The sequence below is a fragment of the Ruminococcus sp. AF20-12LB genome (assembly GCF_003478985.1).
Classification (GTDB): Bacteria; Bacillota; Clostridia; order Lachnospirales; family Lachnospiraceae; genus Blautia_A.
Genome location: NZ_QUGH01000019.1, coordinates 10,220 through 22,830, shown reverse-complemented (window position 1 = coordinate 22,830; position 12,611 = coordinate 10,220). Strand labels below are relative to the sequence as shown.

The 12,611-nt window shown below is 47.6% G+C and carries 6 protein-coding genes; 3 read left to right on the top strand and 3 right to left on the bottom strand.

The features are described from left to right. Nucleotides 1-170: 170 nt before the first annotated feature. Both DWX61_RS17330 and DWX61_RS17325 read left to right on the top strand, forming a co-directional pair. Nucleotides 171-1,631, top strand: a complete 1,461-nt coding sequence (locus DWX61_RS17330; protein WP_118626585.1) for a nicotinate phosphoribosyltransferase — start codon at nucleotides 171-173, stop codon at nucleotides 1,629-1,631. A 72-nt stretch (nucleotides 1,632-1,703) separates the two neighbouring features. Further along, nucleotides 1,704-2,267, top strand: coding sequence for a M15 family metallopeptidase (locus DWX61_RS17325; RefSeq protein ID WP_059086458.1), 564 nt, complete (start codon nucleotides 1,704-1,706; stop codon nucleotides 2,265-2,267). Nucleotides 2,268-2,336: 69 nt separating this feature from the next. Here the strand turns inward: DWX61_RS17325 and DWX61_RS17320 are convergent, their stop codons facing one another. Further along, nucleotides 2,337-2,885: a stage V sporulation T C-terminal domain-containing protein gene (locus tag DWX61_RS17320; protein WP_118626583.1), complete on the bottom strand. Its 549-nt coding sequence runs from the start codon at nucleotides 2,883-2,885 to the stop codon at nucleotides 2,337-2,339. A gap of 381 nt (nucleotides 2,886-3,266) precedes the next feature. Between DWX61_RS17320 and trhA the strand changes: the two genes are divergently transcribed. Next, on the top strand, nucleotides 3,267-3,932 hold the full coding sequence (gene trhA / locus DWX61_RS17315; protein ID WP_118626581.1) for a PAQR family membrane homeostasis protein TrhA: 666 nt from the start codon (nucleotides 3,267-3,269) through the stop codon (nucleotides 3,930-3,932). Nucleotides 3,933-4,100: 168 nt separating this feature from the next. On the opposite strand, the gene DWX61_RS17310 is transcribed toward trhA, so the two are convergent. Then, nucleotides 4,101-4,847: a leucine-rich repeat protein gene (locus DWX61_RS17310; protein WP_182434043.1), complete on the bottom strand. Its 747-nt coding sequence runs from the start codon at nucleotides 4,845-4,847 to the stop codon at nucleotides 4,101-4,103. Nucleotides 4,848-4,857: 10 nt separating this feature from the next. Beyond that, nucleotides 4,858-12,423, bottom strand: coding sequence for a leucine-rich repeat protein (locus DWX61_RS17305; RefSeq protein WP_118626577.1), 7,566 nt, complete (start codon nucleotides 12,421-12,423; stop codon nucleotides 4,858-4,860). Nucleotides 12,424-12,611 lie beyond the last annotated feature (188 nt).

The following is a 12,611-nucleotide window of genomic DNA, read 5'->3' as shown; positions in this document are numbered from 1 at the left end:
AAATTTCTTAAACTGCTGTTAAAACTCCCTATTATATGCGGGTTTACGCAGTAAAAAAAATTTTACAATCCACTCCTTTGTGTTATAATAAGCCGTATAATAAAAAGAGCGGAAACAACCGTGTATTTCCCTCCGGTCACAATATCCGGAGGCATCTAAAGGAGAACGCTATGCGAGCAAATAACCTTACTCTGCTCACGGACCTCTATGAGCTTACCATGATGCAGGGATATTTCAAAAATCCTACCAACCAGACCGTTGTCTTTGATATGTTCTACCGCAACAATCCATGCGATGGCGGTTTTGCCATCTGCGCAGGACTGGAGCAGATGATCGAATACATCGAAAATCTCCGTTTCTCAGAAGAAGACATTACCTATCTGAGAAGTCTTGGCATCTTTGAGGATGATTTCCTTGAGTATTTGAGCAACTTCAGATTCACCGGTGATATCTACGCAATTCCGGAGGGGACCGTGATCTTCCCACGAGAGCCGATGGTCAAGGTTATCGCACCGATCATGGAAGCTCAGCTTGTAGAGACCGCCATCCTGAACATTATGAACCATCAGAGTCTTATTGCCACTAAGGCAGCACGTGTATGCCACGCAGCCAAGGGCGATCCAATCATGGAATTCGGTCTTCGCCGTGCCCAGGGTCCGGACGCCGGAATCTTTGGTGCCAGAGCGGCAGTGATCGGCGGATGTGCAGGTACTTCCAACGTACTGACCGGCCAGATGTTTAACGTTCCGGTTCTCGGAACACATGCTCATTCCTGGATCATGAGTTTCCCGGATGAGTACACTGCCTTTAAGACCTATGCGAGACTTTACCCGAATTCCTGTACTCTTCTGGTTGACACCTACGATGTCCTGAAATCCGGTGTTCCCAATGCGATCCGTGTATTTGAGGAGATGCGTGAGGAAGGTATCCAGCTGAAGAACTATGGAATCCGTATCGACAGCGGTGATCTTGCATATCTTTCCAAAAAAGCTTACAAGATGCTGGCTGCTGCCGGTTTCGATGATGCTACCATCTCTGCCTCCAGCGATCTTGATGAATATCTTATCGAAAGCCTGAAGGCCCAGGATGCCAAGATCAATTCCTGGGGCGTCGGAACCAAACTGATCACAGCCGATAACAATCCGGCATTCGGCGGCGTATACAAACTTGCCGCTGTAAAGGACGCTGACAGCGATACCTTCCAGCCGAAGATCAAGCTTTCCGAAAACACAGAAAAGGTTACCAACCCGGGCAACAAGACTGTATACCGTATCTACAGCAAAAAGACCGGCAAGATCAAGGCCGATCTGATCTGCCTTGCAGATGAGAAATTCGATCTGGAAGAAACTATGGTGATCTTCGACCCGGTTGACACCTGGAAAAAGACCAAGGTTCTTGGCGGAACCTACGAACTCCGTGAGCTCCTTGTTCCGGTAATTAAAGGTGGTAAGAGCGTTTACCAGTCTCCATCTGTCATGGAACTCCGCGACTACTGCAAACAGGAGCAAAACACACTGTGGGATGAATCCAGACGTTTTGTAAATCCGCAGAAGGTTTATGTAGATCTCTCCCAGTCACTCTATGACATGAAGAAGGCTCTCCTGGAAGAAATGAGTGAAAAAGAGCTCTGATAAACAGAAATAAGCATTCATAAACCCTCCTTTCTTATCATAAGCTTATGGATAAGGAAAGGGGGGTTTTTATTGCACAGAGAATTTTATACCCGGCTGATCAGCAGGGAGCATCCTCTGCCGGAAGCCTTTGTGCCGGAACATCTCATCGATATCGGACTTCCATTTGAAGCAGCGCCGGGAGATCCGAAGCGGCTTCTGGAGTATCAGGCTGCAAAAGCCGCTTCCCAGCTTTTCCATGCCTGTCACAGATGCGGTCTGAACCTGTGGGCAGTTTCCGGATATCGTTCCTACCAGCGACAGAAGGAGCTTTTTACGGGAAGTCCTTTCGTTGCAGAGCCTGGAACAAGTGAGCACCAGAGCGGACTTGCTCTGGATGTCTCCTGCCCTTCCATCCATATGGAGCTCTCCGAAAGGTTTTCCGCAACAGGTGAAGGCCGCTGGCTGAAAAAGAACGCTCCGCTCTATGGTTTTATCCTCCGGTACCCCAAAAACAAAGAGGAGATCACCGGCATCCCTTACGAGCCATGGCACATCCGCTATGTGACCAAACCTCTGGCTTCCTGGCTCACTATCACAAATCTGACTCTGGAAGAATACCACTGCTTTCCTTCACGGTGTCCGCACCCTCCCTGATCTGCTGCTTCCGGTATCTGATATTTATATACAGCTCTGCGGATATTTTTCCTACTTTCTATGCACGCCCTACTGCTCCATCTGTCTGCCAAGAAAACCGGCTGCTGTGCGGACAAGTGCACGCTCCGTGTCACCCATTTCCGCTTTTTCACTTCTGGCCAGAAGGATCACAGCCCCGATCGCATCGCTGGCACACAGGACAGGCTGTATCATTTTTCGTTCAAAAGAATCACTGTCATCAACAATGATCGGAATATTTTCCCTGCTGCTCCGACTGACCAGTCTGCATTCTCTGCCGGCAATGACTGCATCCAGATCAGAACTGATCTCTTTGCCTTCCAGTTCCCGGCTTCCGCTGCCACATGCCGCCACGACCTGATCACGATCTGTAATACAGGCAGTCAGTCCGGTGGTCTGTACCAATGCTTCCGCATATTCCGCAGCAAACGTATTCAGCTCTCCAATGGGCGAATATTTTTTCAGAATGATCTGTCCTTCCCTGTCTGTAAAAATCTCCAGTGGCGTTCCTTCTTTGATCCGCAGTGTCTTTCGTATCTCTTTTGGAATCACAACCCTGCCCAGATCATCAATCCTGCGAACAATTCCCGTTGCTTTCATCTTCCTGAATTCCTCCTGTATTTTCTGTTTATCGTACGTCAATGTTATGTCAACTATTTGTTTTTCATATGGTTATTATGCGAAAAACTGGGAGAAATATGCATAAAAATCTCTTATTTATCCGTCGCAGGAGCCGCATTGTCGTATGCCTGCTGCAGAAATAAATCCCGATAAAGTTTTTTTGAAAATAGGGGTTGCATTTTTGAATAATAGTGGTATAGTATTCGTATACTTGATATGTAGTTTTGAATACTACATGTTATTTTATCAATTTCTACATTGTTGTGTCATAAACTGTCACAATGATCCATCATTGATGAACCGATCATGAAGTTGTCCATATGATATAAACAGCAGATTTTTTGCAGGAGGTGTTTTTATATGAAATTTAAATTAAAAGATCCGGGAAGCGCCATAACCCACGGAATCGGCATGCTTCTTGCCGTGGCCGGAGCCACTCCGCTGATCGTGAAGGCGGCCAGAAGCGCAGATGTTCTTCATGTTTTTGCGGTAAGTGTTTTTATCCTTACCATGATTCTTCTTTACCTGGCAAGCACACTTTACCATTCCGTAAACTCCACAGCCAAGGTGAACCGCCGTCTGAAAAAAATGGATCACATGATGATCTTCGTGATGATTGCCGGCAGCTACACTCCTGTATGCCTGATCGTTCTCCACGGACGCACCGGCTATATCCTCTGTGCCCTCGTATGGACTGTTGCCATCATCGGAATGATCCTCAAGGGCTGCTGGATCAACTGCCCGAAATGGCTTTCCTCTGTGATCTACATTGGAATGGGCTGGCTGTGTGTACTTGCTTTTGTTCCGATCTTCCATAGTCTGCCCCGCGCAGGCTTCGGATGGCTCCTTGCCGGCGGCATCATCTATACCATCGGCGGTGTGATCTATGCCCTGAAACTTCCGATCTTCAATGCGAAGCATAAGAATTTCGGCTCCCACGAAGTATTTCATGTTTTTGTGATGCTGGGAAGTGTGTGCCATTTTGTTGTAATGTATTTCTTTGTAGCCGGTATGGCGATCCACTGAGTTGCTCTGTAATCAGATAGATAACAATCTCACCTTTTGGATACCAAAAAAACTTAAAGCCCCAGAACACGGACAGACCTCAGGAAGTCGAAGTTATGACTTCTCTGAAGCTTCCTCATGTTCCGGGGCTTCTTATTATGTCTGATCCAGCCTGTAATCCCGATGATCTCAGCCGATGGTCAGTGTGGAAAGACCACTGCAGTTAAAATATGCAAATGCTCCTATAGTCTGAACACTGTCCGCAATGTCAAGCTTTACAAGCTTTTCGCAGTCTGCAAATGCATAGGCTCCGATGCTGGTAATGCCCTCCTTGATCCGGACCTCTGTTATCTGGTCACGGTATCCGTTCCAGGGAACTTCTTCCTCATTTTGCCATTCATTCATGGCTCCCTGTCCTGCGATCTCGAGAACTCCGCTTTCATCAAGGCTCCAGGATATGGTATTCTCCTCCGCTCCGCAAAAACCGCTCTTTTCTTCTGCCTGATCGGTTTCTGTTTCCATATCTTCCGATGCTGCGTTCTCCTCAAATGCTGCTTCCGGCTGATCTCCCTGATCATCCGGGAGCATTTCCTGCGGAATATCCGCTTCTTCATTTTCCGGAAGCTCTGTTTCTTCCGGTGTTTCTGATGTATCTTGTGTCTCTGGATTATCCGGTTCTGCCGGCTCATCTGACATCTCTGGAGTTTCTGAAATCTCAGATTTATTTTCCGGTTCTGCTGTGTCCATTACCGGGACATCTTCCGTTTCAGTCCCTGTAATGGATTCTGCCGACAGATCCGTCACAGTATCCGATACAGCTTCTTCTGTCTCCTCCGCACTGAATGTATCCGCTGCAAAAACACTTTCCATCCATATCCCGCAGGTCAGCATACTGACAGCTGTAAGCCCTGCGAGTATTTTTTTATTTATCCTCATTTCCATGCCTCTACTTTCTGATCCTTACTGCTTTTACCTTGCTCCAGGAAGAATAATATTTCTTTGTTCCTGATTTTTTGTATGTGCGGATCCTTACGTAATACGTTTTGTTTTTCTGAAGCTTTGTCAGCGTGTATTTCGTTTTGGATGCTCCGGACACTGTTTTTTTGCTTCCGGATCTGAAATTTTTGTTTACGGAATACTGGATCTCATATCCGGTCACATATCCGTTTTTCTTCCATGTGATCTGCGCTTTTCTGCCTGACAGGTTCTTTGCCGTCGTCAGAGTAGTTCCTGCCGGGTTGACTGTGACTGTAATGTGCTTTGTGGCGGCATTATATCCTGCTGTGGCGGAAGAACGGATCGTGATCCTTGCACTGCCGGTGAATTTTGCCGCAATCGTGATCCTTCCTTGTTTGTCTACCTTTACAGATTTACTGCTGGAAGAATATTTCAGCGGAGCTTTCCCATAAACTTTTGCATTGATGCTGATATTCCGGGCTTTTACATACCAGGTCCGCCGGATATTGGAGGCTTTGATGGTATTGCTGCGTTTTGTTACTTTGATGGTGCAGAAGGTGGAGCCGGAGGTATAATTGGTTCCCTTTGCAGCGTATGCCATGATCGCCGCGGTTCCTCCGCCTTTGATGGTTACTTTACCGGTGGCTGGATCTACAACGGCAGCTTTGGGGTTACTGGAGCTGTAGGTTATGGTTCCGTCTGTTGTTTTTTCAGACAGTGCACAGAGGAATGGTTTTGTGCCGTATTTTACAGTTATTGTTTTTCTGTCAAATTTCAGGCTCGGCTCTGTCTGTTCGATAAGAAATCCTGCTTTGTAGGTTCCGCTGTAATTTCCGGCTCCTGTGATCTCCAGCTCTGCATTTCCCGCATTGATGTTATTGCTGCATTTTACAGTGTAATCTGTGTTTTTCCGCAGTGTATGGTTTCCATCCATGATGATCATTTCCGGTGTTTTTTCGGTTCCGTCATAGGTGTATTTCTGCTCTGCGATCCTGATATCACACAATGCAAGGCTTCGTTTTGCCGGACTGCCTGTTTTTGGATCCCATGGTACCCAGGTAATATTTCCACCGTAATCCCGGAGGATATCCAGGGACCAGGTTTTGTCTGTGTATGGATAGTATACGGTTGCAGTTACATTTTTGAAGATGTTATTTCCGAGTTTCGGGCTGTTGCCGTAGAAATAGATATTCTGCAGATTTTTGCTGTCTGCAAATGCGTTGTCGCCTATTTCTGTTACGTTTTCTTTGATATTCAGATTCACCAGGTTTGTACAGTTGCTGAATGCGCCCGGTTCGATCACCGTTGCATTTTCCTGAAGTGCTTTTCGGATCTCAAAGGTTTTTGTTGCTGTTCCTGTATAATCGCTGTCGGTTTTGGCGATCACGGTGATCTTTGCTGTTCCCGGATTTACATTATCTGCAAAATATACCTGATAGTCTTTTCCTTCTGTCAATGTTTTTTCGTTGTAAGTGATGGTTACTGTTGGTGCTTTTTCAGTTCCATCGTATACATAGGTCTGTTCTGACAGCTGAATGCTGCAGGCTGACAGAGCGATCTTCGCTTTTTCCAATATCGGAAGCTGGCGGTATTCTTTGTGTGATGCATTTCTTCTGCAAACTCTTTCTGCCTGTCCCGGTTCTGTATAAGTTGCAGCCTTTATTGTTTTCCACTCTCCGTAATCATGACCTAACGCTGCTGTTGTGGTCTGGGCTTTGAGTACGGTTCCGCAGACGCTGCAATGGCTTCCTTCTGTCTTTCCCGCTGTTTCGCAGGTGGCTGCTACCGCCGCGTCTTTTACTGCTTTATGGCCTGTGGCTGCGATTGTTTCTGTGCGTGTTTTCTTGCAGCGGGTACAGGTGTAGGTCTTCGTTCCGGCTGTGGTGCAGGTTGTTGCTTTTGTTACTTTTCCGCCATCCCAGCTGTGACCTAATGCTGCCACTGTGGTCTGGGCTTTGAGTACGGTTCCGCAGACGCTGCAATGACTTCCTTCTGTCTTTCCTGCAGTCTCACAGGTAGCTGCTACCGCTGCGTCTTTTACTGCCTTGTGACCTGTGGCTGCGATTGTCTCTGTGCGTGTCTTTTTGCAGCGAGTACAGGTGTAGGTCTTCGTTCCGGCTGTGGTGCAGGTCGCTGCTGTTGTTACTTTTCCGCCGTCCCAATTGTGACCTAGTGCTGCTGTTGTGGTCTGGGCCTTAATTACCGTGTTGCAGACACTGCAGTGGCTTCCTTCGGTCTTTCCTGTGGTTTCACAGGTTGCTGCTACTGCTGCGTCTTTTACTGCTTTATGGCCTGTGGCTGCGATCGTTTCTGTGCGTGTTTTCTTGCAGTGGGTGCAGGTGTAGGTCTTCGTTCCGGCTGTGGTGCAGGTTGCTGCTTTTGTCACCTTTCCGCCGTCCCAGCTGTGACCAAGCGCTGCTGTTGTGGTCTGAGCTTTGAGTACGGTTCCGCAGACGCTGCAGTGACTTCCTTCGGTCTTTCCTGCGGTCTCACAGGTGGCTGCTACCGCCGCGTCTTTCACTGCTTTGTGGCCTGTGGCTGCGATTGTCTCTGTACGTGTTTTCTTGCAGCGGGTACAGGTGTAGGTCTTCGTTCCGGCTGTGGTGCAGGTCGCTGCTTTTGTTACTTTTCCGTTATCCCAGCTGTGTCCAAGTGCTGCTGTTGTGGTCTGGGCCTTGAGCACGGTTCCGCAGACGCTGCAATGGCTTCCTTCTGTCTTTCCTGCGGTCTCACAGGTGGCTGCTACCGCTGCGTCTTTTACTGCTTTGTGGCCTGTGGCTGCGATTGTTTCTGTGCGTGTTTTCTTGCAGCGGGTACAGGTGTAGGTCTTCGTTCCGGCTGTGGTGCAGGTCGCTGCTTTTGTTACTTTTCCGTTATCCCAACTGTGTCCAAGCGCTGCTGTTGTGGTCTGGGCTTTGATCACGGTTCCGCAGACGCTACAATGGCTTCCTTCGGTCTTTCCTGCGGTTTCACAGGTGGCTGCTACCGCTGCGTCTTTTACTGCTTTATGGCCTGTGGCTGCGATCGTTTCTGTGCGTGTTTTCTTGCAGCGGGTGCAGGTGTAAGTCTTCGTTCCGGCTGTGGTGCAGGTTGCTACTTTTGTTACTTTTCCGCCATCCCAGCTGTGACCTAATGCCGCCACTGTGGTCTGGGCCTTGAGTACGGTTCCGCAGACGCTGCAGTGACTTCCTTCTGTCTTTCCGGTGGTCTCACAGGTAGCTGCTACTGCTGCGTCTTTCACTGCTTTATGGCCTGTGGCTGCGATCGTTTCTGTTCGTGTCTTTTTGCAACGGGTACAGGTGTAAGTCTTCGTTCCGGCTGTGGTGCAGGTCGCTGCTTTTGTTACTTTTCCGTTATCCCAGCTGTGGCCTAGTGCTGCTGTTATGGTCTGGGCTTTTATTACTGTGTTGCAGACGCTGCAGTGGCTTCCTTCGGTTTTTCCTGCTGTTTCGCAAGTTGCTGCTACCGCCGCATCTTTTACTGCTTTGTGGCCTTCCTTAACAACGGTTCTTGTGCCGAGTTTCTTTAAAGTACCACCGCTTCCGGTGCCCGAATTATCAGCATACATCACCCATATTTCCAGAGTATTATTTCCTTCCTTCAAGCTGCTTCCGGAAATCTTCACTTCATATGCCCTGGCATTCGGGATAGTCTGTGTAGTGGCATTCGCGGATGTAGTATAACTGATTCCATTTACCACATATTTAAAAAGTGAAATCTCTTTTGAACTGTCTCCGGCCCATCCTTTAAGGATAACCGCATCACTGTCCTTACAGCTGATCTTCGTATTATCAGCCGGTGAAAGGATCTCATCACCAGACTGTACTTCCTCCGAAGTATCATCATAAAATTCCACACTTACCGTATAAGACTTCTTTGTAACCCCATCCGGTGCTGTAAGCGTATATACAACCGGGTTGGTAAAATCATGCTTCGTATTATTCCAGAATTCTTGGGGAAGTTCAGTTCCCATGCCCATGCCAAACTCGACCGAAGGCTGCAGCGCCGTAACATTCGTCCCATTCGGCACCCGAAGAACGATCGTATCCTCCCCGATCACACCGATAACATCCTGCTTCAGTCCAGGATTTTCCACCTTCTTAAGCACAAAGCTGTAAAATGCTGCCTGATCAGAAGGAACCACATGGATCGTCACAGTCACCTGAATACTCTCCTGTGTCTCTGTGTCGCTGATCTTATACTGCGAACTGTAATCTCCGGCTGACGCCGTAACAACACCTGTGTAGCCAAAAGCATTATATTTTTCTCCAGGCAGATTCGTGCGTTTCAATCCTGCCGGCAGCTTTTCCTCAATCACTGTAGTCGCATACGTTCCACTTCCACCAGTCACATTATCTGTGCACGGATACTGCGCCGCACTTTTTCCTGCACTGACATACAAATCCAACGCCGGTACAGTCAGCGGACTCCGCACCGTGATCATCGATGATGCCGCAACTACCGAGCCATACTCTGACGGCAGTTTATCCGTCGCATAAAATACGATCATACTTCCGCTGTCATCACTTTCCAGAACCTTATCTGCTGCAACCGTTGTAAAAGATCCATTCTTTCCAAAAGCAACATGAACGCCATATTTCTCCAGCTCATTCGCTTTAAATATCGGAGTCTGCGTCCCATCATTATATGTGATCTGCAGTTTCACACCGGACAGATCCAGCGTATTCCCAACTGTAAACTGAGTTTTTGCCGGTGCTGTAAGCACGGAAAGCCTCGTTGCTTTTCTGGCTGTTACCGTAATACTTACCGGAATTTCTTTTCCAAAATAATTGAATATCACAGAGGTATCCTCAGACTTCAGCGGACCTGTTTTATCATAGGAGAAACCACTGTAAATATATACATAACGTCCACCTATCGTGGCAAAAAAGCTGGCGCCTGAAGGATCAAACTTCTGATTTTCACTGTATGTCGTCTTCGGACGCCCGGAAAGCTCAATCTTTGTAATATCACTGGCAGATGGTTCTTTGACTGTCATCGACCAGCCGGTCTGTTTTCCCTTATAATTGATCGTCAGTTCCCTTGTCCCCGTTTCCGAATTTTCAAATCCGGTGATCATATCCTTCGTGATCGTTACTGATGTAGAATTATTAACAATAAGCTTTCCCCAGTACGCCGGAACTTCTCCCACGTAACATTCTTTCGGTACACCGGAAACAGAAAGCGATCTGATCGCCGATGCATCTGCACGTTCCGGCAATCCATCCTGGGAAATCTGCCAGTCTCCGTCGAAGCTCCAGCCTTTATATGAGTTCGGATCCTTCATCTGCTCTGCTGTAAGAACACCGCCTGTTGTAAGTGTCTGTTCCGTGTTTGTCCCAATAAGCGCTCCCTGGCCGTTTTTACCATAACAGTTAGAAACATGTCCATTCAGACCGCTAGCAGAATTGAGTACATTTGCATTTACCTGTGCACAGATCTGACCTGTAACTGCTGTTCCGCCAGTCACGCGAAGCGTACCTGTAAAAGCACACTGTTTCACATATCCGCCCATTTTTCCAAACTGTTCGATCCGGCCGGCAATGCCGCCAAGGTAAACCTGATAAGAATTTCCATTGGCCTGTGTGACAGAAAGATTTCCTCCTGCAACACATTTTTCAATAGTACCAATGTTTACTCCTGCGATACCACCAACATAGCTGTCTGTAGCTGTCATGGATATGGAAATATCTACTCCGGACGAACAGCCGCTGATAGTACCGGCCACCTCGTTCTCTCCGACAATCCCGCCAAAAGCCGGGTGGCTCATGGAACTGGTAGAACCCATATGTCCTGTTATTGTTCCGGTCACCTTGCAATCCTGGATCTTACCGGTATTATACTGTGCCACAACACCATGGATGTCATGACTGTCATAATCAAAATCCGCAACAATATTCAAATCCTTTATCGTTCCTGCATTCTGCTGGATCAGAGGCTTTTGGAGACCGGTTATTGTGAAACCTGCTCCGTCCAGCGTTCCACTGAAATACGATGCCGAAAAATTTGTCCTTCCGTCTGTACTGATATTTTTTGTCAGACGATAGCATGCTCCCTGGTTCGCCTGGATCAGATTAAGATCATCGACTGAAGATATCTTATATGGATTTGCAGACGTACCATCTCCCTCTGCCGGTGCAAGGGAAGAGCTTCTGCTTCCAATGATACGATAAACAATCCCTGCTGAGCCATCCGTCGGAACGGTAAACTTGCCATTCGACAGCTTCACCAGGATTGCCGATGCTGCCGGCAATGTATGATTTTCATTACTGTCTCCTGCATAAACCGGGAATGTCGCAGCCTTTGCTGCAGCAATGGTATCCCCGTAAAAGCTGTATTTACCGGAACTCTCACCGGCTGCAACTGCCGTATAAAAATCCGCCATAAGCTCCTTAAACGAAACTCCGGTTACTTTCTCCAGATATTGCTCACAGCTGAGTGAAGAAGCATTGATCGTATAAAACTTTGGAAGCACCTTCATAGGCTGATAGCTTCCTGCCATCCGGTCGATAACATATCTTACAAAAAGATACGGCATTCCATAGTCTTGTGCATTGTCATCCCGGTAATTCTCATAGATCAGCGAAGCTCCTGAGCGGATGGTCGTATTACTTCCAATACCATTCAGCCAGCCGCTGCTGTCCGTTCCTCCCCAGAGATAGTCCATGACAGCCACTGCAAGACCCTCATTCAGCCACGAATATCTGCCGGTACTCATAAATCCGGTTTTCAGCCAGAGGATTGCATGCTGTCCCTCATGAACAAGAAGGCCGTTTCTCTTTGACATTTCCCCCGAAACATAAGAGGATGCTGACGGTGTGTTGATATGGATCGCTGTGATCCCCTCATCATACATATACATACCGCTGGCACTGCTTAAAGACTCCAGCAGGATCGACAGCTTGCCGGAGCCATCCTGTGCCGGAAAATCACCTGCACAGAGCTGGTTAAGGATACGGTAAGGCTGACCATCGTAGACAGCTGCCATATCCGCGGCGATCAGAGATGTTTTCCTTGCAGTATCGTAATCTGCCTTCATGTTCTCATCCATCCACACATAGCAGTGTTCACCAACCCCGATGCAGACATATGTTTTTCCATATGTATCATGGCCGTTAGTTCTATAAATGTACTTTTTTTCACCTACCTGATAGGTGGTCGCCGCAGCCTGTACAGCAGTCAGCATTGGCTGGTCATCCTGCATGTATGCCTGCAGCTGCTCATCCTCCAGGATCTGTACCTGTCCCACATCTGCTGCCTCTCCCGCAGTTTCCTCTGCAGCTGCCGCCTGCGCCGATGCATCGCTTCCACTCTGCACGACTGCATAATCTTCTGCTTCAGAGTCTGCCGCCTGTGCCGATGTCTCGTCAAACTGCAAGGTTCCCGTATTTCCGGGATTTGTGGTATCTGTGTTAATGATAACTGCATATTCCCCGGAAAATGTTTCTCCTGGCTTCCCCTCCTGAACTGCTGCAAAAACATCTGTTCCGCAAAATAACCCCAAAAACAAAAAACAGCACATAAGCCGGAGACAAAAATCTTTTGTCTTTTTCATCCTCTTTCCTTTCCTCTTCTCAGCTGACTGAGTTCTTTGATTTTTGTGTTCATTCTACCATATTCACAATATTCGCACAATTCCAAACATTTGATTTTTATTATCATAAAGCGTCATTTTCTGCCTCTGTTGCAGCTGTTCATCTGCCTTATATACAAAAAAAGAGCAAAAAGCTCTGGTATTGGTAT